The 24471-nt window shown below is 73.6% G+C and carries 24 protein-coding genes, 1 tRNA gene and 1 pseudogene; 6 read left to right on the top strand and 20 right to left on the bottom strand.

Annotation, left to right across the window (positions count from 1 at the left end):
• Window positions 1-40: 40 nt before the first annotated feature.
• The 3 genes from I3F54_RS22690 to I3F54_RS22680 form a co-directional block, all read right to left on the bottom strand.
• The gene (locus I3F54_RS22690) at window positions 41-787 is read right to left on the bottom strand and encodes a cobalt-precorrin-6A reductase (RefSeq protein WP_240120687.1); all 747 of its coding nucleotides are present in this window, start codon (window positions 785-787) and stop codon (window positions 41-43) included.
• A gap of 138 nt (window positions 788-925) precedes the next feature.
• The gene (locus I3F54_RS22685; RefSeq protein ID WP_240120686.1) at window positions 926-1699 is read right to left on the bottom strand and encodes a sulfite exporter TauE/SafE family protein; all 774 of its coding nucleotides are present in this window, start codon (window positions 1697-1699) and stop codon (window positions 926-928) included.
• A gap of 213 nt (window positions 1700-1912) precedes the next feature.
• Entirely contained in the window at window positions 1913-3100 is a 1188-nt protein-coding gene (locus I3F54_RS22680; RefSeq protein WP_240120685.1) for a thiolase family protein, read from the bottom strand.
• 142 nt (window positions 3101-3242) lie between these two features.
• Here I3F54_RS22680 and I3F54_RS22675 point away from each other — a divergent pair, with 142 nt between their 5' ends.
• A complete protein-coding gene (locus tag I3F54_RS22675; protein ID WP_240120684.1) occupies window positions 3243-4064 on the top strand; it encodes an alpha/beta hydrolase in 822 nt (273 codons plus the stop codon).
• Between the two features lie 149 nt (window positions 4065-4213).
• Here the strand turns inward: I3F54_RS22675 and I3F54_RS22670 are convergent, their stop codons facing one another.
• Together I3F54_RS22670 and I3F54_RS32560 are read right to left on the bottom strand one after the other, a co-directional pair.
• Window positions 4214-5455, bottom strand: a complete 1242-nt coding sequence (locus I3F54_RS22670) for an amidohydrolase (protein ID WP_240120683.1) — start codon at window positions 5453-5455, stop codon at window positions 4214-4216.
• Window positions 5425-5865, bottom strand: a complete 441-nt coding sequence (locus tag I3F54_RS32560) for a hypothetical protein (protein ID WP_374205952.1) — start codon at window positions 5863-5865, stop codon at window positions 5425-5427. Before I3F54_RS32560 ends, I3F54_RS22670 begins: the two co-directional genes overlap by 31 nt.
• Before the next feature lie 66 nt (window positions 5866-5931).
• On the opposite strand from I3F54_RS32560, the gene I3F54_RS22655 reads away from it, so the two are divergent.
• From I3F54_RS22655 to I3F54_RS22645, 3 genes are read left to right on the top strand one after another with little or no spacing between them, the layout of a single operon-like run.
• Entirely contained in the window at window positions 5932-7335 is a 1404-nt protein-coding gene (locus tag I3F54_RS22655) for a glutamine synthetase family protein (RefSeq protein ID WP_240120682.1), read from the top strand.
• Between the two features lies 1 nt (window position 7336).
• Complete coding sequence (locus I3F54_RS22650; RefSeq protein WP_240120681.1) at window positions 7337-8476, top strand: amidohydrolase family protein; 1140 nt, start codon at window positions 7337-7339, stop codon at window positions 8474-8476.
• 24 nt (window positions 8477-8500) lie between these two features.
• Window positions 8501-9028: an NUDIX hydrolase family protein gene (locus I3F54_RS22645; protein ID WP_240120733.1), complete on the top strand. Its 528-nt coding sequence runs from the start codon at window positions 8501-8503 to the stop codon at window positions 9026-9028.
• Between the two features lie 108 nt (window positions 9029-9136).
• On the opposite strand, the gene katG is transcribed toward I3F54_RS22645, so the two are convergent.
• Both katG and I3F54_RS22635 read right to left on the bottom strand, forming a co-directional pair.
• Window positions 9137-11353 carry a catalase/peroxidase HPI gene (gene katG / locus I3F54_RS22640; protein WP_240120680.1) on the bottom strand — a complete coding sequence of 739 codons (2217 nt, stop codon included), beginning with the start codon at window positions 11351-11353 and terminating at the stop codon, window positions 9137-9139.
• Between the two features lie 33 nt (window positions 11354-11386).
• On the bottom strand, window positions 11387-11824 hold the full coding sequence (locus I3F54_RS22635) for a Fur family transcriptional regulator (RefSeq protein ID WP_240120679.1): 438 nt from the start codon (window positions 11822-11824) through the stop codon (window positions 11387-11389).
• A gap of 484 nt (window positions 11825-12308) precedes the next feature.
• Between I3F54_RS22635 and I3F54_RS22630 the strand changes: the two genes are divergently transcribed.
• Together I3F54_RS22630 and I3F54_RS32160 are read left to right on the top strand one after the other, a co-directional pair.
• On the top strand, window positions 12309-13196 hold the full coding sequence (locus tag I3F54_RS22630; protein ID WP_240120678.1) for an alpha/beta fold hydrolase: 888 nt from the start codon (window positions 12309-12311) through the stop codon (window positions 13194-13196).
• A 324-nt stretch (window positions 13197-13520) separates the two neighbouring features.
• A complete protein-coding gene (locus I3F54_RS32160) occupies window positions 13521-13646 on the top strand; it encodes a hypothetical protein (protein WP_275676652.1) in 126 nt (41 codons plus the stop codon).
• 176 nt (window positions 13647-13822) lie between these two features.
• Here I3F54_RS32160 and I3F54_RS22625 read toward each other — a convergent pair.
• The 13 genes and pseudogenes from I3F54_RS22625 to I3F54_RS22565 all read right to left on the bottom strand — a co-directional run.
• Window positions 13823-13896 (bottom strand) — tRNA-Pro (locus I3F54_RS22625).
• A gap of 340 nt (window positions 13897-14236) precedes the next feature.
• A complete protein-coding gene (locus I3F54_RS22620) occupies window positions 14237-14593 on the bottom strand; it encodes an MmcQ/YjbR family DNA-binding protein (RefSeq protein ID WP_240120677.1) in 357 nt (118 codons plus the stop codon).
• A 62-nt stretch (window positions 14594-14655) separates the two neighbouring features.
• Window positions 14656-17049: an excinuclease ABC subunit UvrA gene (locus I3F54_RS22615; protein WP_240120676.1), complete on the bottom strand. Its 2394-nt coding sequence runs from the start codon at window positions 17047-17049 to the stop codon at window positions 14656-14658.
• An 82-nt stretch (window positions 17050-17131) separates the two neighbouring features.
• Window positions 17132-17695: a GNAT family N-acetyltransferase gene (locus tag I3F54_RS22610; protein WP_240120675.1), complete on the bottom strand. Its 564-nt coding sequence runs from the start codon at window positions 17693-17695 to the stop codon at window positions 17132-17134.
• Window positions 17692-18297, bottom strand: a complete 606-nt coding sequence (locus tag I3F54_RS22605; RefSeq protein WP_240120674.1) for a helix-turn-helix domain-containing protein — start codon at window positions 18295-18297, stop codon at window positions 17692-17694. The genes I3F54_RS22610 and I3F54_RS22605 overlap by 4 nt, the downstream gene beginning before the upstream one ends.
• Window positions 18298-18343: 46 nt before the next feature.
• Complete coding sequence (locus tag I3F54_RS22600) at window positions 18344-19246, bottom strand: LysR family transcriptional regulator (protein WP_240120673.1); 903 nt, start codon at window positions 19244-19246, stop codon at window positions 18344-18346.
• Window positions 19247-19277: 31 nt separating this feature from the next.
• The gene (locus tag I3F54_RS22595; protein WP_240120672.1) at window positions 19278-20471 is read right to left on the bottom strand and encodes a glycine C-acetyltransferase; all 1194 of its coding nucleotides are present in this window, start codon (window positions 20469-20471) and stop codon (window positions 19278-19280) included.
• Between the two features lie 40 nt (window positions 20472-20511).
• Entirely contained in the window at window positions 20512-21540 is a 1029-nt protein-coding gene (gene tdh / locus I3F54_RS22590) for an L-threonine 3-dehydrogenase (protein ID WP_240120671.1), read from the bottom strand.
• Window positions 21541-21798: 258 nt separating this feature from the next.
• A complete protein-coding gene (locus I3F54_RS22585; protein WP_240120670.1) occupies window positions 21799-22374 on the bottom strand; it encodes a GAF domain-containing protein in 576 nt (191 codons plus the stop codon).
• A gap of 61 nt (window positions 22375-22435) precedes the next feature.
• A complete protein-coding gene (locus I3F54_RS22580; protein WP_240120669.1) occupies window positions 22436-23062 on the bottom strand; it encodes an ATP/GTP-binding protein in 627 nt (208 codons plus the stop codon).
• Window positions 23040-23411, bottom strand: a complete 372-nt coding sequence (locus I3F54_RS22575) for a DUF742 domain-containing protein (RefSeq protein WP_240120732.1) — start codon at window positions 23409-23411, stop codon at window positions 23040-23042. Before I3F54_RS22575 ends, I3F54_RS22580 begins: the two co-directional genes overlap by 23 nt.
• Before the next feature lie 2 nt (window positions 23412-23413).
• The gene (locus I3F54_RS22570; RefSeq protein ID WP_240120668.1) at window positions 23414-23848 is read right to left on the bottom strand and encodes a roadblock/LC7 domain-containing protein; all 435 of its coding nucleotides are present in this window, start codon (window positions 23846-23848) and stop codon (window positions 23414-23416) included.
• 116 nt (window positions 23849-23964) lie between these two features.
• Window positions 23965-24471: pseudogene (locus tag I3F54_RS22565) on the bottom strand (ATP-binding protein); the annotation flags it as partial.

The following is a 24471-nucleotide window of genomic DNA, read 5'->3' as shown; positions in this document are numbered from 1 at the left end:
GAGGGGGGTGTCGCGCGCCGTCGGCGGGCCGTGTGCCGGGTCAGGGCCGGCCGAGACCGAGTCGGCCGAGCACGCCCGCCATGTCGGGCACGGCCGTCACCCCGTCCGGCAGCGCGGGCCGGCGGACGACGACCACGGGCAAGCCCAGGCTCCGCGCGGCGCCCAGCTTCGCGGCCGTCGCCTCTCCCCCACTGTCCTTCGTCACGATCACGTCGATGCGGTGCTCCCGCAGCAGCGCCGTCTCGTGGACCCCGGTGAACGGGCCGCGGGCCAGCAGGACCTCGGTGTGCGGCGGCATCGGGGGCTCGGGCGGCTCCACGGACCGTACGACGAAGTGCAGCTGCGCCAGGTGGGCGAAGGCGGCCAGCCCCAGCCGGCCGGTCGTCAGCAGCACCCGGTGCCCGAGGCGCGGGAGCAGCGTGGCCGCCTCGTCCAGGGACGCCGCCCCGTGCCATCGGTCCCCGGGTCCGGGGCGCCAGCCGGGCCTGCGCAGTACGACGGCCGGCACACCGGCGGCGGCTGCCGCACGGGCGGCGTTCGCCGTGATCGTCGCGGCGAACGGGTGGGTGGCGTCCACGACCGCGTCCACCGCGTGCTCCCGCAGCCACGTGGCCATCCCGTCCGGGCCGCCGAAGCCACCGACGCGGACCTCTCCCGCCAGGGCGCCGGGCCTGGCGACCCGCCCGGCGAGGGACGTGGTGACGCGCACCCCCGGGCGCGCCGTCAGCTCGGCGGCCAGCAGGCGCGCCTCGGTGGTTCCGCCGAGGACCAGGACGTGCGGGGACATGGGGACGAGCGTACGGGGACCTCGCGGGCGGACGGCCGCCGGGACCGGGGTCGCCAGTGGCGCAACAGGCGACGTTCGCCCGTCAAGGGCGAACGTCGCCTGCCGCGGCACCAGCCAGCCCGGCCACCGCACCGGCGGCTAGCGCAGCAGCAGCTGAAGGCCTCCGGCCACCGTGGCCACGATCACCAGCTGCTCGAACAGACGCTGGTTGATCCTGCTCACGGCCCATGTGCCGAGCAGCGCCCCCGGCACCACGAACACCACGAGCGCCGCGTCCAGCAGCAGCGAACGGCCGTCGATCAGTCCGAGTCCGGCGCTGAAGGGCACCTTGGAGACGTTCACGATCAGGAAGAAGAAGGCCGACGTGCCGAGGAAGCCCAACTTCCGGAATCCGGCCGACAGCAGGTACATCGACATCACCGGGCCGCCCGCGTTGGCGACCATGGTGGTGAACCCGCCGAGGACGCCGTAGGAGCGGGCCCTGGCGCGGCCGGCCCGCGTGGTGACGGCGTCCGGCGCGTCCCCCGTCCCGGCCGTGCGGCGGCGCCACAGCGTCACCGCGGCCATCAGCAGCAGGATCGCTCCGATCGACGTCCGGACGACCGCGTCGTCCGCCCGCATCAGGAAGAGCGTGCCGAGGACCACGCCCGCCGCCACCGCCGGGAACAGCCGCCACAGCGTGGGCCAGTGGGCGTGGCGCCGGTAGGTGAGCACGGCCAGCACGTCCCCGGCGATCAGCACCGGCAGCAGTACCCCGGTCGAGGCGCGGGCGGGCAGCACCGCCGCGAAGACCGCCAGGCTGACCGTGTTGGCACCGCTGACCGCGGTCTTGGAGAAGCCCACGAGGAGGGCCGCGAGGGCGAGGGCGGCGAACTCCGGGCCGGTCAGGTGCCACAGCGTCATCGTGTTCATGCGGAGACCGATGCTATGTCCCGCCGTCCGGCCGGCGTGACATCCGCCCGCGGCGGGCGGCCGGCTCGGGGCCGCCGCCCGCCCCGTCGCGAAACGTTCCGGCCACCGGCGTACCGCGCCCGCAGCCGCCGCTTGAGGACCTTCAGGCCGGCCCGAGCGGCAGGCTGTCGGTCACCTCGACGCGGCGGGGGTACGGGCACCGGCGCCCCGCGCTCAGTGCCGTTCGACGAGGACGGCGCTGCCCTGCCCCACGCCCACGCACATGGTCGCGAGCCCGCGTTCCGCGCCCGTGCGGCGCATACGGTGCAGCAACGTGGTGAGGATGCGGGCGCCGGAGCAGCCGAGCGGGTGACCGAGCGCGATGGCGCCGCCGCTGGGGTTGACCAGGTCGGGGTCGATGCCGAGCTGGTCGACGCAGGCGAGGGCCTGCGCCGCGAACGCCTCGTTGAACTCGGCCTCCCGGATGTCGTCGATGCTCCAGCCGGCACGGCCGAGCACCTTGCGGGTGGCGGGGACCGGGCCGATGCCCATCACGTCGGGGTGCACTCCGGCGGAGCCCCCCGCCACGTACCGGCCCATGGACTCCAGGCCCAGGTCGTTCAGGGCCTCCTCGCTGACCAGGATCAGGCCCGCGGCACCGTCGTTCATCGGGGAGGCGTTGCCCGCGGTGACCGTGCCGCCGGCGCGGAAGACGGGCTTCAGCTTCGCCAGCTTCTCGGGGGAGGTGTCCTCGCGGATGCACTCGTCCGCGTCGACGACGACGCCGTCCGGACGCTCGACCGGCAGGAGTTCGTCGTCGAAGTGGCCGTTCTTGCGGGCCAGGGCGGCCAGCCGGTGGCTGCGCAGGGCGAACTCGTCCTGCCGCTCGCGCGTGACGCCGTGGCGTGCGGCGACCTCCTCGGCGGTCTCCCCCATGGACAGCAGGCCGTGCAGCTCCTTCATCGCCGGGTTGACCAGCCGCCAGCCGAGCCGGGTGTCGGCGGTCTCCATGCGGTGCGGCAGGGCCTCGTCGGGGCGCGGCAGCACGAACGGGGCGCGGCTCATCGACTCCGAGCCGCCGGCCACGACGATGTCGGCCTCGCCCGCGGCGATGGTGCGGGCGGCGGCGGTGACCGCTTCGAGGCCGGAGGCGCACAGGCGGTTCACGGTGGCACCCGGCACGGTCTCCGGCAGCCCGGCGAGCAGCACGGCCATGCGGGCGACGTTGCGGTTGTCCTCGCCGGCCTGGTTGGCCGCGCCCCAGTACACGTCGTCGATGCGCGCGGGGTCGAGCGCGGGCAGGTCGGCGACCAGGCCGCGGACGACGGCGGCGGCGAGGTCGTCGGGACGTACGGCGGACAGGGCTCCGCGCAGCTTGCCGATGGGCGTGCGGCGGGCAGCCGCGAAGTGGACGGGACGCACGAAGGGGACTCCTGACCGACGACGCTGTGGACCAGCAAGCTCTTAATTAGCACTGCTAGTTTTGGACTATAGACCGCCCGGCTGCTCCCTGGGAAGATCCTCCGGGAAGCTTCACCGACCCAGCCGGAGGAGACGAGGAGACATGGCCGACACCCGTGAGCACGTGCTGGAGGGAACCCGCGGCAGACTCGTCGTGCGGGAGTGGCCGCACGAGCGGCCCCGGTACGTCGCCCTGGTGGTGCACGGCTACGGCGAGCACGCCGGACGGTACGGGGAGCTCGCGGACGTCCTGGTGGCGAACGGCGCGGCCGTCTACGGACCCGATCACACCGGGCACGGCGGATCGGCGGGCGAACGGGTGGTGATCGAGGACTTCGAGGACGTCGTCACCGACGTGCAGGCGGTGGCCGCCCTGGCGCGGACCGCGCATCCGGGCCGCCCGGTCGTGGTGATCGGCCACTCCATGGGCGGTCTGATCGCCGCCCGGCACGCCCAACGGTACGGAGACGGGCTCGCCGCACTGGTGCTGTCCGGTCCGGTGATCGGCGCGTGGGAGACGCCGGGGCGGCTGCTCGCCGAGGCCGAGGCGCACGGGGAGGTCCCCGACATCCCCATCAACCCCGCCGCACTGTCCCGTGACCCCGAGGTGGGGGCGGCGTACGCGGCCGATCCGCTGGTGTGGCACGGCCCGATGAAGCGCCCCACGCTGGAGGCGTTCGTGCGCACGCTGGAGACGGTCGCCAAGGGCGGCGACGTGGGCGGGCTGCCGCTGCTGTGGCTGCACGGGGACGACGACCGGCTGGTCCCGCTCGCCGGGAGCCGGCCCGGTGTGGAGCAGCTGAGCGGAGGCGTGCTGACCGAGCACATCCATGCCGGCGCCCGGCACGAGGTGTTCCACGAGACGGACAGGGACGTGGTCTTCGGCGAGCTGATCCGGTTCCTGGACGGCGTGCTCGCCCCCTGAGTCCCGGGCCCACCGGGGTGCCCGGGGCCGCGTGGAGCGGCCGCGGCACGTCGCGTGCGAGGAGGGGCTGCTCCCCCGGCCCGGTCACCGGCGCCGGGTCGGGCCGCGTCAGGTCCGGTCGGCTGCCGGCCGGTTCCGGTCGGTCCGGCTCAGGTCAGCCGGCTCAGCGCCGCCGCGACGAGGGTCCCCACGCCCGGTAGGACCACCGACGGATCGGGGGCGAACAGCGGACTGTGGTTGCCGGGTACGCCGTCGATCTTCTCGGCCAGGTCCTCGCCGGGCGCCGCCTCCCACACGGCCGCCGGGGTGGACGTGACGTACCAGTAGTCGTACGGCACCCCCTCCGGCGCGAGCAGGGAGAAGTCCTCGCTGCCCATGGCCGGGCCGAAGTCGAAGACGGTGTGCTCGCCGAAGAGGGCACGGTGGACGGCGGCGGTCCCGGTGGCGAGCGCGGCGTCGTTGACGGTGCTGGGGTACCCCGGCAGCACCGTCACCTCGGGCGGTACGGGGCAGCCGGCGGCCCGGCACTCCCCCTCGACGATGCGCCGGACCGCGGCGAGGATCCGCTCCCGCGTCCGGGTGTCCTGGGTGCGCAGATTCAGCCCGAGCCGCGCCCGGTCGGGGATGACGTTGTGGCGCGTCCCGGCGTGGAGCTGCCCGACGGTCAGCACGGCCTGCTCCTTCGCCGCGACCTCCCGGGAGACCACGGTCTGCAGCCGGGTGACGATGTACGCGGCCGTCACGACCGGGTCGACGGTCGACTCGGGGCGGGAGCCGTGGCCGCCGACGCCGAACACGACCACGTCGATGTCGTCGGAGGCCGACAGGGTCAGACCGGGGGTGTGCGGGTAGAAACCGGCGAGCCCCGGGGCCACGTGCTGGCCGAACAGGACGTCGGGGCGGGGGAACCGCACGTGCAGGCCGTCGGCCACCATCGCCGCCGCTCCGCCACCCGACTCCTCGGCGGGCTGCCCGACCACGACCAGCGTGCCCGACCAGGCCGCCCGGGCCCCCGCGAGCGCCGCCGCCGCGCCCACCAGCCAGGTGACGTGCAGATCGTGCCCGCAGGCGTGCATCACGCCGGGCACGGTGGAGGCGTACGGCAGCCCCGTCCCCTCCTGCAACGGCAGCGCGTCCATGTCGCCACGCAGCCACACCACCGGGCCCGGGCCGTTCTCCAGCACCGCGACGACGCCGGTGCCGGCGACGCCCTCGGTCACCTCGTAGCCGGCCTGCCCGAGCCGTTGGGCGAGCCGGGCCGCGGTGCGGTGCTCACGGAACGACAGTTCGGGGTGGCGGTGCAGGTCCTCGTAGAACTCCGTCAGCTCCCCCGCCTCCAGCCGTGCGGTCAGTTCCCGCGTCAGACGGGCCACGGCGGCCGGGTCGGCCATGCTGTCCCCCTCGTCTCGCACCCTTCGGACGTGCCGTCACCGATCCTCGCACCTGCGGGCCGGGGGCACCGGCCCGCAGGTGCGGCGATCCCGCCGTCAGAGCCCCCGCGGCAGGTCACCGCCACGCGCACGAAGGTGCGCAGCACGCCGCTGCCGGAGGGGGCGGGACGGCGGGCCCGGCGCACGACCTCGGGGTGGACGCTGGCCATGGCGAGGGACCAGTCGGCGGTGTCCAGCATTCCCAGGTCGTCGAGGTGGTCGCCGAAGCCCCTGGCCGCGAGGCGCATCGAGCGGGCGCGGGCGGTCCGGGCGGCGTGTACCCCTGGTTCGCCGGGAAGAGCGTCGGTGAACCCGTCGAGTGCCGCGGCGCACGACTCGGCGGCGAACCAGGCCCCGGTTCTGCCGGACACGCCGATCACCGGGCGGCACAATGGGGCGGGCCGGCCCAGCCCGTCGAGGAGGACGTAGGAGGACGTATGACCACCCTTGCCGACCCCGTGCCCGGCGGACGCCCCGGGGACGTGGCCCGGGCCACCGCCCTCGGTGGCGAACTCGCCGGGCGGGGGGTGCACGGGATCGTGCTGTCCTACGTCGACACCGCGGGCATCTGCCGGGTGAAGACGATCCCGACGGCGAAACTGGCCTCGGCCGCGGCCTGGGGCGTCGGCATGTCCCCGGTGTTCGACACCTTCCTCGCCCACGACGCCGTCGTCTCCACCGGCGAACTCGGTTCCCCCGACGGTGACCTGCGCCTGTACCCGGACCTGGACGCCCTGGTGGCCCTGTCGGCGCAGCCGGGCTGGGCGTGGGCGCCGGTCGACCGGATCACCCAGGACGGCCGCCGGCATCCGGGGTGCAGCCGCACCGTGCTGCGCAGGATCGTCTCCGAGGCCGCCGAGCACCACGGCCTCGCCTTCAAGGCGGGCATCGAGATCGAGTGGGCCTACGGGCGCGGCGACGTGCCGGACGACGTGTTCGTGCCCGCGACCAGGGGTCCGGCCTACGGCGCCGTCCGGCAGGTCGAGGTGAGCGAGTGCACCGCCGACCTGCTGGCCGCGCTCGCCAGCCAGGGCGTGGAGGTCGACCAGCTCCATCCCGAGTACGCGGCCGGGCAGTTCGAACTGTCCGTGGGCGCCCTGGACCCGGTGGCGGCGGCCGACCGCAGCGTGCTGGTGCGGCAGACGGTCCGCGCGGTGGCCCGGCGGCACGGGCTGCGTGTCTCCTTCGCCCCGGCCGTCACCGCCGACGGCGTCGGAAACGGCGGCCACGTCCATCTGTCCGCCTGGCGCGACGGCGCCAACCTGCACTCCGGCGGCACCCGGCGGTACGGCATGACGGGCGAGGCGGAGTCGTTCACGGCCGGGCTCCTGGCCCGCCTGCCGGCCCTCACCGCGGTGACCGCGCCGAGCCCGTCCAGCTATCTGCGCCTCAGGCCCTCCCGATGGGCCGGCGTGTTCACCGCGTGGGGCCTGGAGACCCGCGAGTGCGCGGTACGGGTGATCGCCGGGACCGCGGGCCACCGGGACCAGCAGGCCAACGTGGAGGTGAAGCCGGTCGACCTGGCCGCCAACCCCTACCTCGCGCTGGCCTGCCTCCTCGCCTCCGGACTGGACGGTCTGGCCCGCGGCGCCGCGCTGCCCGAGGAGGTGACCGGTGACCCGGCCCGGTTCACCGAACAGGAGGCCGCGGCCCTGGGTGCCCGGCGGCTGCCGGCCTCGCTGGCCGAGTCCGTCGCGGCCTTCCGCGGCGACGAGGTGCTGCGCACGGCGCTCGGGCCGGTCCTGGCGGACGCCGTGACAGCGGTGCGGGAGGGCGAGATCACCGCCGTCGAGGGCCTGGACGACGATCAGGTGGCGGCGGCCTACCGGTGGACCTACTGACATGGGTGGCGCCGTCCACGAGGAGCTGGCCGCTCTGCCGCTGGTGGACCACCACTGCCACGGCGTGACGACGGCCGCCCTGGACCGCCCCGGATTCGAGGCCCTGCTCGGCGAGGGCGGCCGATGGCCCGGCAGCGGTCTGTCCCCGTTCGACACACCCCTCGGCCTCGCCGTCCGCAGGCACTGCGCGCCCCTGCTGGACCTGCCACGGCACGCGCCCGCCGAGGAGTACCTGGCCCGGCGCGCGGACCTGGGCGCGGCGGAGGTCAACCGCCGTTTCCTGCGGGCCGCGCACACCGCCGTCCTGTGCGTCGACACCGGTTACGCCCCGGCGGGCGCCACGCCACCCGGGCAGCTGGCGGAGGCGGCGGGCGCGGTGGCCTACGAGGTCGTACGGCTGGAGACCGTCGCCGAGGCCGTCGCCGCGCGGCGTGTCGAGCCGGACGCCTACCCGGAGGCCTTCCGCGCGGCGGCCGAGGCGGCCGTACGTCGGCCCGGTGTGGTGGCGGTGAAGTCGGTGGCCGCCTACCGCACCGGCTTCGCCCTCGACCCGGCCCGCCCCACGGACGCGGAGGTGACCGCGGCGGCCCGGCGCTGGCTCGCGCACGGCGGCGCGCGGCTGGCCGATCCGGTGCTGGAGCGGCATCTGCTGTGGACGGCCGTCGACCTCGGGCTGCCGCTCCAGTTGCACGCCGGCTTCGGCGACGCCGACCTCCGCCTGCACCGGGCGGACCCGGCGCTGCTGACCGACTGGCTGCGCCTGACCGCCGGAACGATTGCCGTACTGCTGCTGCACTGCTGGCCCTACCAGCGGCAGGCGGCCTACCTCGCGGCGGTGTTCGAGCAGGTCCATCTGGACGTCGGGCTGACGCTCCATCACGTCGGCCCGGCCCGGGCGCGGGCCGTCCTGGCCGAGGCACTGGAGATCGCCCCGTTCCGCAAGCTGCTCTACAGCTCGGACGCCTGCGGACCGGCCGAGTTCCACGCGCTCGGCGCCCTGGCATTCCGTCGGGGGCTGGCGGGGCTGCTGCAGGACCTGGTCGACGCCGACGAGATGGCCTTGCGGGACGCGCTGCAGATCGCCCGGTGGGCGGGAGCGGAGAACGCCCGCCGGGTCTACCGGTTCTCCGCCGTCTCCTGAAAGTATGATCAAGCAATGTCTGACATGACCGAAACCACGCCCGGTTGGCTGTCGTCCGACGACCTGGAGCTGGCGCGTGCGCGGATGCCGATCCTGTACGTCGAGGCCGTTCCCGTACGGGTCGACGACAGCGGCGAAGTCACCAGCATCGGCCTGCTGCTGCGTATGGGGCCGGAGGGAACGGTCAGCCGGACGCTGGTCTCCGGCCGGGTCCTGCACCACGAGCGGGTCCGTGACGCTCTGCTGCGCCACCTGGAGAAGGACCTCGGCCCGGTGGCACTGCCCCGCATCCCGGCGTCGCTCCAGCCGTTCACCGTGGCGGAGTACTTCCCCACGGCGGGGATCACTCCGTACCACGACCCGCGCCAGCACGCGGTGTCCCTCGCCTACGTCGTGCCCGTGACCGGGGACTGCCGGCCCCGGCAGGACGCCCTGGACCTGGTCTGGTTCAGCCCGCAGGAGGCCGCCTCGGCGGCGGTGCAGGGCGAGATGCCGGGCGGCCACGGTTTCCTGCTCAGGCAGGCCCTGGCCCACCTGGGTCTGCCGCACTGACCCCCTGCGCCGCGGGGCCGCGGCGCACGACGAGGGCCGCCCGCTCGTGGACGAACGGGCGGCCTCCCCGCCGGGGTCCCGCGCACGGGGTGCACGGGACGGCCGGGATCAGGCCAGGTCGAACCGGTCGAGGTTCATGACCTTGTCCCAGGCCGCGACGAAGTCCTCGACGAACTTCTCCTTCGCGTCGTCGGCGGCGTAGACCTCGGCGAGGGCACGCAGCTCGGAGTTGGAGCCGAAGACGAGGTCGGCACGGGTGCCGGTCCACTTCAGCTCGCCCGTGGCGGCGTCCCGGCCCTCGAACGCGGTCTGGTCCTCGCTCGTCGCCTTCCACGTCGTGCCCAGGTCGAGCAGGTTGACGAAGAAGTCGTTGGTGAGGGTCCCCGGCGTGCCGGTGAGGACGCCGGACTGCGACTGCTGGTGGTTGGCGCCCAGTGCGCGCAGGCCGCCGACGAGGACCGTCATCTCGGGCGCGCTCAGGGTGAGCAGGTTGGCCCGGTCGAGCAGCAGGTACTCGGCCGGCAGGCGGTTGCCCTTGCCCTGGTAGTTGCGGAAGCCGTCCGCGTTCGGCTCCAGCGCGGCGAAGGACTCCGCGTCGGTGTGCTCCTGGGTGGCGTCCACGCGGCCCGGGGTGAAGGGCACCTCGATGTCGAAGCCGGCGTCCTTGGCGGCCTTCTCGACGGCGGCGCAGCCGCCGAGCACGATCAGGTCGGCCAGGGAGACCTTCTTGGCGCCGGTGTCGAACTCCGCCTTGACGCCTTCCAGGGTGCGCAGCACCTGGGCGAGCCGCTCGGGGTCGTTGACCTCCCAGGTGCGCTGGGGCTCCAGGCGGATGCGGGCGCCGTTGGCGCCGCCCCGCTTGTCGCTGCCGCGGAAGGTGGAGGCCGACGCCCAGGCGGTGGAGACCAGTTCGGCGACGGTCAGCCCCGAGTCGAGGAGCCTGGCCTTCAGGGCCGCGATGTCCGCGGCGCCGATGACCTCACCCTCGCGCTCCGGCAGCGGGTCCTGCCACAGGAGGGTCTCCTCCGGCACCTCCGGGCCGAGGAACAGCGACTTCGGGCCCATGTCGCGGTGGGTCAGCTTGTACCAGGCGCGGGCGAAGGCGTCCGCGAACTCCTCCGGGTTCTCGTAGAACCGGCGGGAGATCGGCTCGTAGATCGGATCGAAGCGGAGCGACAGGTCGGTGGTGAGCATCGTCGGGAGGTGCTTCCTCGACGGGTCGTGCGCGTCGGGGACGACGGCCTCGGCGTCCTTGGCCACCCACTGCTTGGCACCGGCCGGGGAGTCGGTCAGCTCCCACTCGTAACCGAACAGGTTCTCGAAGAAGTTGTTGCTCCACCGGGTGGGCGTGGTGGTCCAGGTGACCTCCAGGCCGGAGGTGATGGCGTCGCCGCCCTTGCCGGTGCCGTAGGTGGACTTCCAGCCGAGGCCCTGCTCCTCCATGGAGGCCGCCTCGGGGTCGTCGCCCACCTGGTCGGCGGGACCGGCCCCGTGGGTCTTGCCGAAGGTGTGGCCACCGGCGATCAGGGCGACGGTCTCCTCGTCGTTCATCGCCATGCGGCGGAACGTCTCACGGATGTCGCGGGCCGCGGCGATCGGGTCCGGGTTGCCGTTGGGGCCTTCCGGGTTGACGTAGATCAGGCCCATCTGGACGGCACCGAGCGGGTTCTCCAGCTCGCGGTCGCCGGTGTAGCGCCGGTCGTCGAGCCAGGTGGTCTCGGGTCCCCAGTAGACGTCCTCCTCCGGCTCCCAGACGTCCTCGCGTCCGCCGCCGAAGCCGAAGGTCTCGAAGCCCATCGTCTCCAGCGCCACGTTGCCGGCGAGGATCATCAGGTCGGCCCAGGACAGGCTCCGGCCGTACTTCTGCTTCACCGGCCACAGCAGGCGGCGTGCCTTGTCCAGGTTGGCGTTGTCCGGCCAGCTGTTCAGCGGGGCGAACCGCTGCTGGCCGGCACCGGCGCCGCCGCGGCCGTCGCTGATGCGGTAGGTGCCGGCGCTGTGCCAGGCCATGCGGATGATCAGCGGACCGTAGTGGCCGAAGTCGGCGGGCCACCAGTCCTGCGAGGTGGTCAGCGCCTCGGCGATGTCCCGTTTCACGGCCGGAAGGTCGAGGCTGCTGAACGCCTCGGCGTAGTCGAACTGCTCACCGAGCGGGTTGGCCGCAGGCGGGTTCTTCGCCAGGATCTTCAGGTTGAGCCGTTCGGGCCACCACTGGCGGTTGCCGCCGCCCTGAGTGGGGTGCAGGGCACGCCCGTGCGCGACCGGGCAGCCGCCCTCACCCTCGCTCTTGGCGTCGGTGACGATCGCATCGGGGTTCTCAGCCATGGGATTCCTTCCGGACTAGGTGGATCTAGGTACTCAGGAAGTGCTGGCAGTGGAACAGTCGGGGCACACACCCCAGTAGATGACCTCGGCCTCGTCGATCGCGAAGCCCCGGTCGTCGGACGCGGTCAGGCACGGTGCGTGCCCGACCGCACAGTCGACGTCGACGACGGCACCGCACGACCTGCACACGAGGTGGTGGTGGTTGTCGCCGACGCGTCCCTCGAACCGCGCGGGACTGCCGGGCGGCTCGATGCGGCGCACGAGCCCCGCCGCGGCGAGGGCGTGGAGGGCGTCGTACACCGCTTGCAGGGAGATGTGGCCGACACGCGTGCGCACCCCGGAGGCGATCGCCTCGACGCCGAGGTGGTCGCCCTCCCGGACGGTTTCGAGCAGCGCGACACGGGCGGCCGTGACCCGCAGGCCGGCACCGCGCAGCTGCTCGGCCGTGGTCGCAGGCTGGGATGCGGTCATACCGCTGAACCTACCCTCAAAAACACGAATGATTCAAGGAAACAAACGATACAAGTTTGATGTCGTGCCCGGGACACGCGGATGACCGGTCACGCACCGCACATGCTCCGCATACGTACCGCGAGGCGACGCCGTTGTACCGCCGACACGACGCGGGCGGCCGTCCCGGTCCGGCGGGAACGGGGGTTCCACGGCACGAGGCGGGTCGCGCGCGGAGCGCCTCCCCGTGTGCGCCCCCGCCCCGCCCGTCCACGCCGGCAGCCCTCCCCCCGGCCCCACCACCTCCCCTCACCCACGCCGGGAGGCGCCGCGGCGCCTCCCGCCCGCACCGCCGATCGGGTGAAGCAGCCGCACGCTGCCGGGACACGCCGGTCCCGGCCCGGTACATCAAGAGCGAACGGGGCGTACCACCGCCGCGCGCCCCGGGGCCCGCCCGGGAACGGGTAGCGCGCGGGTCGTGCCGCGGCGGGCGGGAGGACGGGCGATGGGCGGAGCGACGAAGGCCGGGAGCGGCGCCGCCGGAGACGTACGCAGCGGCTCCGTCACGACGGACGACGGGGTACGACTGCACTGTCTGGAAGCGGGCAGCGGTCCCGCCATGCTCCTGGTGCCGGGGTGGTCGCAGACGGCGGCGCAGTGGCGGCACCAGATCGCCGAGTTCTCCCGCACCCGGCACGTGATCGCACTGGACCACCGGGGACACGGCGACTCGGCCCGGCCGGAGCACGGCTACCGGATCGCCCGGCTCGCGGCGGATCTACGGCAACTGGTCCTCGCCCTCGGCCTCGACGACATCACACTGGTGTGCCACTCCATGGGGTGCGCGGTGGCGTGGTCCTACTGGGATCTGTTCGACGGCGACCGGCTGGGACGGCTGGTGCTGTTCGACGAGCCGCCGGCGCTGATCCGGCAGCCCTTCTGGCCGGAGGGTCTCGCCGACCGGCTGGGCGCGCTCTACGACCTGGACGAGATCGCCGGTGTGGTCGCCGGGCTACGGGACCCGGACGCGGACGCCACCGCGATGACCGTGGAGTTCCTCTCCGGGATGTGGAGCCCGTCCGCCCCCGCGGCGGACCGGGAGTGGGTCGCCGGCCGCAACCTGTTGCTGCCGAGGGAGTACGCGGGCCGGCTGCTGCTGGACAACGTGGTGCAGGACTGGCGGGACGTGCTGCCGCGGATCACGGTGCCGACGCTGGTGATGGGCGGCAAGGAGAGCGTCATCCCCCTCGCCGCCGCGCGGACCGTGGCCGACGCCGTCCCGGGGGCGGTGCTGCGCATCCTGGACGAGCGCGGCAGTCACTTCGCGTTCTGGGAGAATCCCGGGCAATTCAACCACGCGATCCGGGAGTTCCTCCAGGCCGCGGACGCCTGAGGCGACGGGGCAGCGCGGTCCCGGTGTCCGGCCCGCCCTCGCCGGTGGCCCAAAGCGGCCGGAACCGGCGATCTCCTGACGGCCCGCGGGGCCGGTCAGCAGTCCGGCCGGCTGTGCCGCTTGCCGTGGCACAGCAAGGCAGGGCGTCAGAGGGCCTGGAGGCTCGCGATGACCTGCTCGCACCATGCGTGGCTGATCAGGGCATCGGTGGCGTCAAGGGTCCCACCGTGCGGACGGCGTCGAGGAAGGGCGCATGGCTTCGAAGCCGCGCCGGCGGCCGTCCGGCTCCCAGGCGTCCGGACGCTGAGAGGCGGCGGGGCCGTCATGGAGGGTGACCTCGGTGAGGTCGACGACGTCGCGGCGCCCCTGGAGCGCTGCCCGGACCTGGGCCCGCCGGTTGCCCTGGACCTGGGCGCCAAGGTCGCCACCGGCGAGATGACGTGGGGCTGAGCGGTACTCACATCCGCCCGCATGTCCGCGTAGCGGGGCCCGAGGTCCTTGCCGAGCCCGATCGTGGTCGCCCACTGACCGGTCACGGCAAGCTGGTCACCAACCGGTCCCCAGGAACGATCAAGGGGCCGTCTCAGATCACTCTGAAACGGCCCCTGACCTGCGACCTTCACAAGTCGGGACGACAGGATTTGAACCTGCGACCCCTTGACCCCCAGTCAAGTGCGCTACCAAGCTGCGCCACGTCCCGTTGCCCGTCTGACCTGGGGATTCCCCGGCCGAACGTGCACGAGAACCATACCGCACTCGGGTGGGTGGCCGCGCGCGCCTTCTCCGGCACGCACGGCGGGAGGCGGGGGCGGACGGGCCGGACGGGCCGTCCGCCCCCCGTGCGCCGCCGCGGCTCCGGCCCGCACCGGTTCCGGGGGTGTCGCGTCTTCGGCGCCGGCAGCCGGAGCCCCCTCCGCTCCGGCTGCCGGCGCCGAAGTCGGATCATGCCAGAGGGCACTGGCATTCAGCTGTGTCCCCGGCTCTCCGGGATCTTCGGGGGCGCCCCGGGCGCCGGCGCCCGCCGCCACCGCTCGGGACGGTCAGTCCGCCGGGCGTCCCAGGGCCGGATGGGCCTCCTGGAGCCGGGAGGGGGCGGCCTGCCGCCAGGAGTCGGCGAGGATGTCGCGCAGCTCCTCCTCGTCCTCCAGGGCGGCAAGGCGGGCCCTGACCCAGGCGAACTGCGCCTCGTGGCCGGCGATCCAGAACTTCTCCGGCTCGGCGAGGACCAGTTCGTCGCGCTCCTCCCTGGGGCAGCGCACGGCCAGGGAGGTCTCGTCCTCGGGCAGGGTCGCGAACATCTTCCCCGCCACCCGGAACGTGGGCATGCTCCAAGCCGTCTTCTCGGTCGTGTCGGGCAGGGACAGGGCGATACGGCGTACGTCTTCGGCATCGGGCATGCTCCGCACCGTAGCCAATGCCACTGACATGCGCCCGGCCCGCCGTTCAGCGCCCCGGCCCGTCAGGCGCCGACGTACTCCGCGAGGTGCCGGCCGGTGAGCGTGGAGCGGTCGGCGACCAGGTCGGCGGGCGTCCCCTCGAAGACGATCCGGCCGCCGTCGTGGCCGGCGCCGGGGCCGAGGTCGATGATCCAGTCGGCGTGTGCCATGACCGCCTGGTGGTGCTCGACGACGATGACCGACCTGCCGGAGTCCACGAGCCGGTCCAGCAGGCCCAGCAGCTGCTCGACGTCGGCGAGGTGCAGGCCGGTGGTCGGCTCGTCGAGGACGTAGACGCCGGCGTCGTCGCCCATCCGCGTGGCCAGCTTCAGCCGCTGCCGCTCGCCGCCGGAGAGGGTGGTGAGCGGCTGGCCGAGGCTGAGATAGCCCAGGCCGACGTCGGCCATCCGCCGGAGGATCCTGTGGGCCGCGGGGACGCGGGCCTCGCCGGCGGCGAAGAACACCTCCGCCTCGGACACCGGCATGCCGAGCACCTCGCCGATGTCCCGGCCGCCGAAGCGGTACTCCAGCACCGACGCCTGGAACCGCCTGCCCTCGCAGTCCTCGCACGGGGTGGCGACGCCCGCCATCATCGCCAGGTCGGTGTAGACGACGCCGGCGCCGTTGCAGGTGGGGCAGGCGCCCTCGGAATTGGCGCTGAACAGCGCCGGCTTGACGCCGTTGGCCTTGGCGAAGGCCTTGCGGATCGGGTCGAGGAGTCCGGTGTACGTGGCCGGGTTGCTCCGCCGGGAGCCGCGGATCGGGGTCTGGTCGATCGTCACCACTCCCGCATCGGCGGGGATCGACCCGTGCACGAGGGAGCTCTTGCCGGATCCGGCGACGCCGGTGACGACGGTCAGCACCCCGAGCGGGATGTCGACGTCGACGTCGCGCAGGTTGTGGGTGTCCGCGCCGCGCACCGCCAGGGTGCCGGTGGGCTTGCGGACGGTCTTCCTGACCGCCGCCCGGTCGTCGAGGTGGCGGCCGGTGACGGTGCCGCTGGTCCGCAGACCCTCGACGGTGCCCTCGAAGCAGACGGTACCGCCCGCCGAGCCGGCGCCGGGGCCGAGGTCGACGACGTGGTCGGCGATCGCGACGACCTCCGGCTTGTGCTCCACCACGAGTACGGTGTTGCCCTTGTCCCGCAGTCGCAGCAGCAGGTCGTTCATGCGCTGGATGTCATGGGGGTGCAGGCCGGTGGTGGGCTCGTCGAAGACGTAGGTGACGTCGGTGAGGGAGGAGCCGAGATGGCGGATCATCTTCACGCGCTGCGCCTCACCGCCGGACAGCGTGCCGGAGGGCCGGTCGAGGGCCAGGTAGCCGAGGCCGATCTCCACGAACGAGTCGAGGGTCCGCTGGAGCGCGGTGAGCAGCGGCGCCACCGAGGGGCCGTCGAGGCCGCGCACCCATGCGGCCAGGTCCCTGATCTCCATGGCGCAGGCGTCGGCGATGTTGACGCCGTCGATCCGCGAGGATCGGGCCGCCTCGCTGAGCCGGGTGCCGTCGCACTCGGGGCAGGCGGTGAAGGTGACGGCCCGGTCCACGAAGGCCCGGATGTGCGGCTGCATCGCCTCCCGGTCCTTGGCCAGGAACGACTTCTGGATCTTGGGGATCAGCCCCTCGTAGGTGAGGTTGACGCCGTTGATCTTCACCTTGGTCGGCTCCCGGTGCAGGAAGTCGTGCCGTTCCTTCCTGGTGTACGCGCGGATCGGCTTGGCCGGGTCGAAGAAGCCCGACTCCCTGATGACCCGCACCACCCAGCCGTCGCCGGTGTAGCCGGGAATGGTGAACGGGTCCTCGGCGAGCGACCTGGAGTCGTCGTACAGCTGGGTGAGGTCGATGTCGGAGACCGTGCCCCGGCCCTCGCAGTGGGTGCACATGCCGCCGGTGCGGCTGAAGGCGACCCTTTCCGTGCGGGTCTTCTCGGCGCCCCGGTCGACCGTGAAACCGCCGCTGGCGCTGACGGACGCGACGTTGAAGGAGAACGCGCCGGGCGGGCCGATGCGCGGCGTGCCGAGGCGGCTGAAGAGGATCCGCAGCATGGCGTTGGCGTCGGTGGCGGTGCCGACCGTGGAGCGGGGGTCGGCCCCCATCCGCTGCTGGTCGACGATGATCGCGGTGGTGAGTCCGTCGAGGACGTCGACCTCGGGCCGGGCCAGGTTCGGCATGAAGCCCTGCACGAAGGCGCTGTAGGTCTCGTTGATGAGCCGCTGGGACTCCGCGGCGATCGTGTCGAACACCAGCGAGCTCTTGCCCGAGCCGGAGACCCCGGTGAAGACGGTCAGCCTGCGCTTGGGGATCTCGACGTCGACGTCCTTGAGGTTGTTCTCACGGGCGCCGTGCACGCGGATCAGATCGTGACCGTCGGCGGCGTGCGGTTCCGGCGCCTGTGTGTCCGGCCTCGTGGCCCTGCTCATCGTCTCTCCCTGTCGCGTCGGATCGCAGCTCGGTGACTCCTCCGGTCACGCTAGCGGCGGTGCCGCGGCCGACGCTTCTCCATTACTGACGGGCCCGCGTACCGGGGGCCTCCGGCTGCCGGCGGGCCGCTGGCACGATCGCCTTGTAGTAGAGCGTCGTGGGCCGCAGCACGCCGCCCGGGTCGGCCGCGTAGTCGGGGATCACTCCCGCACGGGTCCAGCCTGCGCCGCGGTACAGGCGCTCGGCCGGGCTGCCGGTCTCGGTGTCCAGGTGCAGCAGGGTGACTCCGGCGTCGGCCGCCGCTTCCTCGGCGGTGGCCAGCAGGGTGCGGCCCAGCCCCCGTCCGCGGGCTCCCGGACGGACCATGAGCTTCACCAGTTCGGCCCGGTGGCGGCTGTTCGGCTTGCCGGCGAAGGCGAGGCCGACGGTGCCGACGACCTCGCCGCCGTCCCGCGCCGCCCACACGGCGAGCCGGCCCGCGGCGACCGCTGCGGCACGCTCCTGCCACCACGCCAGCGCCGCGCCACGGTCGAGCGGCGCCAGGAAGCCGACCGAGGCGCCGTCGGCCACGGTGTCGGCCAGCAGGTCCGCGAGCGGTCCGGCGCACTCCCGCAGCCGTGTCCCGTCGAGCCGCTGCACGATCACGGCCGCACCACCGCCAGCAGGTACCGCGCCTCGGTGCCGGCAGCGCTGCGGAACCTCGTGGGCCCCCACACCCGCATCCGTAGGCAGTCGCCGGCCTCCAGCAGGTGCGCCGCCTGCTGCTCCGTGACCTCCAGTGCGCCCTCCAGCACCCAGATGTGCTGCTCCAGACCGGCCACGGGCGGTCGGTCGTAGGCCAGGTCGGCGCCCGCGGCGAGGCGGCCCTCCACCAGCTCGCCACGCAGCCCCGCGTGCGGCGGCGACACCGATCGCCGTACGAAACCGCCGGCGCGGTCCTGCCACACCGGCTGCTCGGCCGTCCTCACCACCGGGGTGGGCTTCGCCTCGACCTCGCTGAGCAGCTGGGACATGGTCCGGCCGTAGACGTGGCACAGCCGGTTGAGGACCGCGGCGGTGGGGCTGGTCTCGGAGCGCTCGGCCCGGGACAGCGTGGACCGGCTCACCCCGCTGCGCTCGGCCAGCTCGTCCAGGGACCAGCCGTGCCGGGTCCGCAGCTCGGCGAGTCGGGCGGCGAGGCGGGCGTCGACGGGGTCGGGCTCGCGGGCGGGGGGTCCCTGACCGGGCGGGACGGAATCGCTACTCATGTGCGGGACGATATCCCGGATATGAGACGACCGTGTTACGCCCGCCTCACGCCCGCGCGGCCTCCTCCAGGGCGTCGAGCACCGGGCGGATCAGCGGATGCTCCTCGGCGCCGCGGCGCACCGCCGCGAAGACGCGCCGGGTCGGCGCCACGCCGTCGACGGGGCGGACCACCACGCCGGACAGGTCCATGCCGCGCAGGGCGGAGCGCGGGACGAGGGCGACGCCCGCGTCGGCCGAGGCGAGGGCGACGACGGCGCGGAAGTCGTCGGAGGAGTGCTCCAGGCGGGGCTGGAAGCCGGCGTTCTCGCAGGCCAGCACGACCACCTCGTGGCAGGGGTTGCCGGGGTAGGGCCCGATCCACGGGTCCTTGGCCAGGTCGGCGATCGGGACCTCGCCCGCGTCGGCGAGCCGGTGGTGCAGCGGGACGACCGCGTCGAACGGCTCGGCGTACAGGGGGAGGTGGGTCAGGCGCGGGTCGTCGGCGGGCGGCGCCCCGCGGTACTCGACCGCGACGGCGACGTCGACCTGCCGGTCCAGCACCATCGGCAGACTGGCGTCGCCCTCGGCGTCCTGGACGCGGATGCGGATACCGGGTGCCGTGGCGGCCAGGCGCGCCAGCGCCGGGGCGACGACCAGGGCGATGCCGGTGGCGAAGGCGGCGACGGTGACGGTGCCGGCCTGGCCGGAGCCGTAGGCGGCCAGCTCCGCCTCGGCCCGCTCCAGCTGGGCGAGGACGGCGTTGGTGTGGCCGAGCAGGATCTCGCCGGCCGGGGTGAGCCGTACACCCTTGGCGCCGCGCTCGACCAGGCGGTGGCCGGTCTCCTGTTCCAGGGCGGTCAGCTGCTGGGAGACCGCCGAGGGGGTGAGGTACAGCGCGGCGGCAGCCGCGGTCACCGTGCGGTGGTCGGCCACCGCACGGAGGATGTGGAGCCGCCGCGCCTCGATCATCGGACCGATTATCTCAAGGCGCCCGAGCGCTTCAGTCCCCCAGCTCCGCCCGCGCCGCCACGAAGGCGTCCACGGCCCGGTCGACGTCGGCCGTGGAGTGCGCGGCGGACAGCTGGACGCGGATGCGGGCCTGCCCCTGCGGGACGACGGGGTAGGAGAAGCCGATCACGTACACGCCGCGTTCCAGCAGCAGTTCCGCCATGCGGCCCGCACGGGCCGCGTCGCCGATCATCACCGGGGCGATGGCGTGGTCGCCGGGGAGCACGTCGAAGCCCTCCTCGGTCATCCGGCGGCGGAACAGCGCGGTGTTCTCCGCAAGGCCCACCCTGAGGTCGTCGGCGGACTCCAGCAGGTCGAGGACCTTCAGGGAGGCGGCGGCGATCACCGGGGCGAGTGTGTTGGAGAACAGGTACGGCCTGGAGCGCTGGCGCAGCAGGGCGACGATCTCGGCGCGAGCGGCGACGTAGCCGCCCGAGGCGCCGCCGAGCGCCTTGCCGAGGGTGCCGGTGATGATGTCGACGCGGTCCATGACGCCGTGCAGCTCGGGCGTGCCGCGGCCGCTGGGGCCGACGAAACCGACGGCGTGCGAGTCGTCGACCATGACCATCGCGTCGTAGCGGTCGGCGAGGTCGCAGATCTCCCGCAGGGGTGCCACGTAGCCGTCCATGGAGAAGACACCGTCGGTGACGATCAGGCGGCGTCGCGCACCGGACGCCTCTTTCAGCTTCGCCTCCAGGTCCGCGAGGTCCCGGTTGGCGTAGCGGAAGCGGCGGGCCTTCGACAGGCGGATGCCGTCGATGATGGAGGCGTGGTTGAGGGCGTCGGAGATGACCGCGTCCTCCTCGCCGAGCAGCGTCTCGAAGACACCGCCGTTGGCGTCGAAGCAGGAGGAGTACAGGATCGTGTCCTCCTGGCCGAGGAACGCCGACAGCCGCGCCTCCAGTTCCTTGTGCACCTCCTGGGTGCCGCAGATGAAGCGCACGGACGCCATGCCGTAGCCCCAGCGGTCCAGGGCCTGGTGGGCCGCGGCGACCACCTCGGGGTGGTCGGCGAGGCCGAGGTAGTTGTTGGCGCAGAAGTTGAGGACCTCGCCGGGGCGACCGCCGGCGGTGACCTCGACGGTCGCGGACTGCGGGGTGCCGATCACCCGCTCGGGCTTGTGCAGGCCGGCGGCGCGGATCTCGTCGAGGGCGGCGCTCAGGTCGTCGCGCACGGAGTCGAACATGGGACAGCTCCTTGGAGTGCTGGTGGCGTACGCGGTGGACTCACGCGGTCCAGTCGAGGATGACCTTGCCGCCCTTGCCGCTGGCCGCGTCGGCGAACGCCGCCTCGAAGTCGCGGTAGCCGTACCGGCCGGTGATCACGGGGGCGAGGTCGAGGCCGCCTTCGAGAAGGACGGTCATCGCGTACCAGGTCTCGTACATCTCACGGCCGTAGATGCCCTTGATGGTGATCATCGAGGTGACGATCCGCGACCAGTCGACGGGGAACTCCTGGGCCGGCAGGCCGAGCATCGCGATCCGGCCACCGTGCGTCATGTTGGCGATCATGTCGCGCATCGCCTCGGGCCTGCCGGACATCTCCAGGCCGATGTCGAAGCCCTCGCGCAGGCCCAGTTCGCGCTGCCCGTGGGCGATGGGCGTGCGCGTCACGTCCAGTGCCAGGCTCACGCCGACCTTGCGGGCCAGGTCCAGCCGCTCCTCGCTGACGTCGGTGATGACGACGTTGCGGGCCCCGGCGTGCCGGGTGACGGCGGCGGCCATCAGGCCGATCGGACCGGCGCCGGTGATCAGCACGTCCTCGCCGACGAGCGGGAAGGAGAGCGCGGTGTGCACGGCGTTGCCGAACGGGTCGAAGATCGCCGCCACGTCGAGGTCCACCGGCACCCGGTGCACCCAGACGTTGGAGGAGGGCAGGGAGACGTACTCGGCGAACGCCCCGTCGCGGCCGACGCCGAGGCCGACGGTGGCCCGGCACAGGTGGCGGCGCCCGGCCAGGCAGTTGCGGCACTTGCCGCACACCAGGTGGCCCTCGCCGCTGACCAGGTCACCGGCCCTGATGTCGGTGACGTCGCGGCCGGTGCCGACGACCTCGCCGACGAACTCGTGCCCGACGACGAGGGGGGTGCGGATCGCCTGCCGGGCCCAGCCGTCCCAGGACCGGATGTGCAGGTCGGTGCCGCAGATGCCGGTGCGCAACACCTTGATGAGGACCTCGCCCGGCCCGACGGCGGGCTCCGGGACGTCCGCGAGCCACAGCCCGGGTTCCGCCTTCTGCTTGACCAGCGCCTTCAACGCTACGGCTCCTGTTGGTGCGTTCCCGGGGGCGGCATGCCGATGGGTCCCGTGCCCGGGAGGGGAAGTGGAATCGTGCAGCAATCTGCCGCACGTCGGGCGCCGCGGTCCATCGAGGTTTTCTTAAGCGCCGCCTCAGCTTTCCTTCACACCATCCGACCTGAACGGACGCGGTCGGCGCGGCCCGGTCGGGGGCGCGCCGGGCAGCAGCCCCCGGGGAAGGGCGGTCACGCCCGCGTCGTCACCCGGCGGGGCCGTTCACGGTGGCAGGCCGTCGGCCGCGCTGCGCTCCAGCCGTGCGACGAGGTCCGCGGCCGACACCTTGATCGCCTCCAGGCCCTCCCTGCCCCAGGGCCGGGGAGTGGTGTCCGCCACGCTCACCGTGCCGAGGACGGTGCCGGTGCTGTCGATCAGCGGGGCGCCGAGGTAGGAGCGGATGCCGAAGTCGTCGACGACGGGGTTGCCGGCGAAGCGGGGGTAGTCGCGGACGTCCTCCAGGGCGAGGGCCCGGCGGCGAACGACGACGTGCGGGCAGTAGCCGTGGTCCCGCGGCAGGGTGCGGCCGAGTGAGGGGCGGGGCGTCCCGCCGGGCGGCGGCGGCACCGGGGGCGGTGTCCGCAGACCCGCGAAGAACTGCCCGCTGTCGTGGGGGAAGTTGACCATGGCGTACGGCGCCCGGGTGAGGTCGGCGAGGTGATGCGCGAAGGCGTCCAGGGCCGGATCGGATCGCCGGCCCAGGCCGAGTGCGTGCAGTCGGGCCAGCCGGGCGGGGACGTCCCGGTCCTCCGGGGTGAGCAGCAGCCGACCGGCCGGGCGCGGTGGGTCGTAGCTCATGCCGGTGCTCCGGGCTGGTGGGCGTGGCGCATGTACGGGCTCCGTGACTGGTGGGCGGGCATCACATGTGGGCGCCGCGGCTGGGCGCGGGCGTGGCGGGGGCGTGGGCGATGAGGTGCCGGACAAGGGTGAGCAGGGTCTGCACCCCGGACGCGGAGATCCGGGCGTCGCAGCGCACCACGGGAATCCCCGGGTCCAGGTCGATCGCGGCGCGCACCTCCTCGGGGTCGTAGCGGTGGGACCCGTCGAACTCGTTGATCGCGACGATGAACCCGAGGCCGCGCTCCTCGAAGAAGTCGACGGCGGCGAAGCATTCCTCCAGTCGCCGGGTGTCGGCGAGGACGACGGCACCGAGCGCTCCTTCGCACAGCTCGTCCCACATGAACCAGAAGCGTTCCTGGCCGGGTGTGCCGAACAGGTACAGCACGTGCTCCGGATCGAGGGTGATGCGGCCGAAGTCCATGGCGACGGTCGTCTCGACCTTGTTCTCGATGCCGTCGAGTTTGTCGGTCGCGGCACTGACCGTGGTCAGCAGCTCCTCCGTGCTGAGCGGCGCGATCTCGCTCACGGCGCCGACGAAGGTGGTCTTGCCGACCCCGAAGCCGCCGGCCACGAGGATCTTCAGCGCGGTCGGGAAGGGGTCGCCGTCGTCGGTGTAGGCCGTCTCAGAGCTGTCGTCGTAGTCCATCGAGCACTGCCTCCAGAAGGGCCCGGTCAGTGGGGTGGTCGTGGAACGCGGGGGGCTTGGTGGTCAGGGCTCCGCAGTCGACGAGGTCCGACAGCAGCACCTTGGTCACCGCTGCCGGCAGCTCGAGATGGGCGGCCACCTCGGCCACCGGCCTCGGTACCCGGCACAGTTCCAGCGCCTGCGCGTGCTCGGGGCCGAGGTAGCCGAAGGGGGTGGCACCGGTGACCATCAGCTGCGACATCAGGTCGAGCGGGACGGTGGGCCGGGTGCGGCCGTTGCTGACGGTGAAGGGCCGCACCAGTCGCCCGGCCGCGTCGTCGAGCCAGGGTCCGTCGCCGGCCGCCGCCACGCTCAAGGCCTCATCACCGTGGGTTCCCCTGCGTGCTGCCGGGGTGCGGTGACGAGGTAGGGGCGGACGCTCTTGACCAGCATCGCCATCTCGTAGCCGAGGACCGCGGCGTCGGCCTCGCGGCCGGCGAGCACGGCGAGGCAGGTGCCGGAGCCGGCGGTGGTGACGAACAGGAGCGTCGAGTCGAGTTCGACGACGACCTGGCGCACGTCACCGCCGTCGCCGAAGCGGACTCCGGCGCTGCGGCCGAGTGAGTACAGGCCGGAGGCCAGGGCGGCCATGTGGTCGGCGCTGTCCGGGTCGAGTCCGTGGACGGACTTCACGAGCCCGTCGCTGGACAGCAGAACGGCGCTGGTGGTGTGCGGTACGCGCTGCACGAGGCCGCTCATCAGCCAGTCGAGGTCGGAGACACGGCCGGTCGGCGCGTCGCTCGCCATGGTGGATCGACTCCTTGGGATACGAAGGTCAGCGGGAGCGCTCGGGGCGGAGCTGAGCGTGGGGCGGGGGCTGGTACCGGGGGTGGGACCGGTACCCGGGGTGGTGCGGAGGGTGGTCATCCGGCCGGTGCGCTCCCGTCGTGCCCAACGGTCGGGGTCGTGTGCCCGGGGCCCGGCGCGGCGCGGTCGTACCGGGCGCGCGGCGCCTCAAACGCCCCCTCCGCGTGGCCGGCGCGCGCCTCGGCTGTGCGCGTGGGGTCCACGGGCGGAACGTCGGCGGGGTGCCGAGCCGTCGGGGACGCGGGCTCCGGGGGCGGTCCGGGGTCCGGGCGGGTGCCCGACTGGCCCTCGGCGAGACCGATTCCCCGCTGGAAGGCGGCCATCAGGCCGGGATCGTGGCCACCGGGCTGCTCGGACTCCGGTCGGGGTACGGGGCCGCCGCGCAGCTGGGGGACGAGGTGCTCCTGGGCGCGGCGCCGGGGCAGCCGGGGCGGGCTCACGGTGCCGGGGACGGGCCCGACGCGTGGGACGGCCGGTGAGCCGCCGTCGTCCTCGGCGGCGGGCCGGTCCTCGGGGCGGACGCCGGGCACCGCGGCGGCCGGGGTGACCCGGTCCTGCCGCCG

This window comes from Streptomyces sp. MUM 2J (assembly GCF_022414535.1).
Classification (GTDB): Bacteria; Actinomycetota; Actinomycetes; order Streptomycetales; family Streptomycetaceae; genus Streptomyces.
This window is presented reverse-complemented; position numbering and strand designations above follow the sequence as displayed.

Bases quoted from the DNA above. Each gene is read 5' to 3' on its own strand.
- I3F54_RS22570 (WP_240120668.1), bottom strand. From the start codon at position 23,848: ATGGCGAGCGACGCGCCGACCGGCCGTGTCTCCGACCTCGACTGGCTG.
- I3F54_RS22600 (WP_240120673.1), bottom strand. From the start codon at position 19,246: ATGATCGAGGCGCGGCGGCTCCACATCCTCCGTGCGGTGGCCGACCAC.
- I3F54_RS22655 (WP_240120682.1), top strand. From the start codon at position 5,932: ATGACCACCCTTGCCGACCCCGTGCCCGGCGGACGCCCCGGGGACGTG.
- I3F54_RS22595 (WP_240120672.1), bottom strand. From the start codon at position 20,471: ATGTTCGACTCCGTGCGCGACGACCTGAGCGCCGCCCTCGACGAGATC.
- I3F54_RS22650 (WP_240120681.1), top strand. From the start codon at position 7,337: ATGGGTGGCGCCGTCCACGAGGAGCTGGCCGCTCTGCCGCTGGTGGAC.
- I3F54_RS22645 (WP_240120733.1), top strand. From the start codon at position 8,501: ATGACCGAAACCACGCCCGGTTGGCTGTCGTCCGACGACCTGGAGCTG.
- I3F54_RS22690 (WP_240120687.1), bottom strand. From the start codon at position 787: ATGTCCCCGCACGTCCTGGTCCTCGGCGGAACCACCGAGGCGCGCCTG.
- I3F54_RS22585 (WP_240120670.1), bottom strand. From the start codon at position 22,374: ATGAGCTACGACCCACCGCGCCCGGCCGGTCGGCTGCTGCTCACCCCG.
- I3F54_RS22635 (WP_240120679.1), bottom strand. From the start codon at position 11,824: ATGACCGCATCCCAGCCTGCGACCACGGCCGAGCAGCTGCGCGGTGCC.
- I3F54_RS22580 (WP_240120669.1), bottom strand. From the start codon at position 23,062: ATGGACTACGACGACAGCTCTGAGACGGCCTACACCGACGACGGCGAC.
- I3F54_RS22615 (WP_240120676.1), bottom strand. From the start codon at position 17,049: ATGAGCAGGGCCACGAGGCCGGACACACAGGCGCCGGAACCGCACGCC.
- I3F54_RS22630 (WP_240120678.1), top strand. From the start codon at position 12,309: ATGGGCGGAGCGACGAAGGCCGGGAGCGGCGCCGCCGGAGACGTACGC.
- I3F54_RS22685 (WP_240120686.1), bottom strand. From the start codon at position 1,699: ATGAACACGATGACGCTGTGGCACCTGACCGGCCCGGAGTTCGCCGCC.
- I3F54_RS22605 (WP_240120674.1), bottom strand. From the start codon at position 18,297: ATGAGTAGCGATTCCGTCCCGCCCGGTCAGGGACCCCCCGCCCGCGAG.
- I3F54_RS22670 (WP_240120683.1), bottom strand. From the start codon at position 5,455: ATGGCCGACCCGGCCGCCGTGGCCCGTCTGACGCGGGAACTGACCGCA.
- katG (WP_240120680.1), bottom strand. From the start codon at position 11,353: ATGGCTGAGAACCCCGATGCGATCGTCACCGACGCCAAGAGCGAGGGT.
- I3F54_RS22620 (WP_240120677.1), bottom strand. From the start codon at position 14,593: ATGCCCGATGCCGAAGACGTACGCCGTATCGCCCTGTCCCTGCCCGAC.
- I3F54_RS22675 (WP_240120684.1), top strand. From the start codon at position 3,243: ATGGCCGACACCCGTGAGCACGTGCTGGAGGGAACCCGCGGCAGACTC.
- I3F54_RS32160 (WP_275676652.1), top strand. From the start codon at position 13,521: ATGGAGGGTGACCTCGGTGAGGTCGACGACGTCGCGGCGCCCCTGGAG.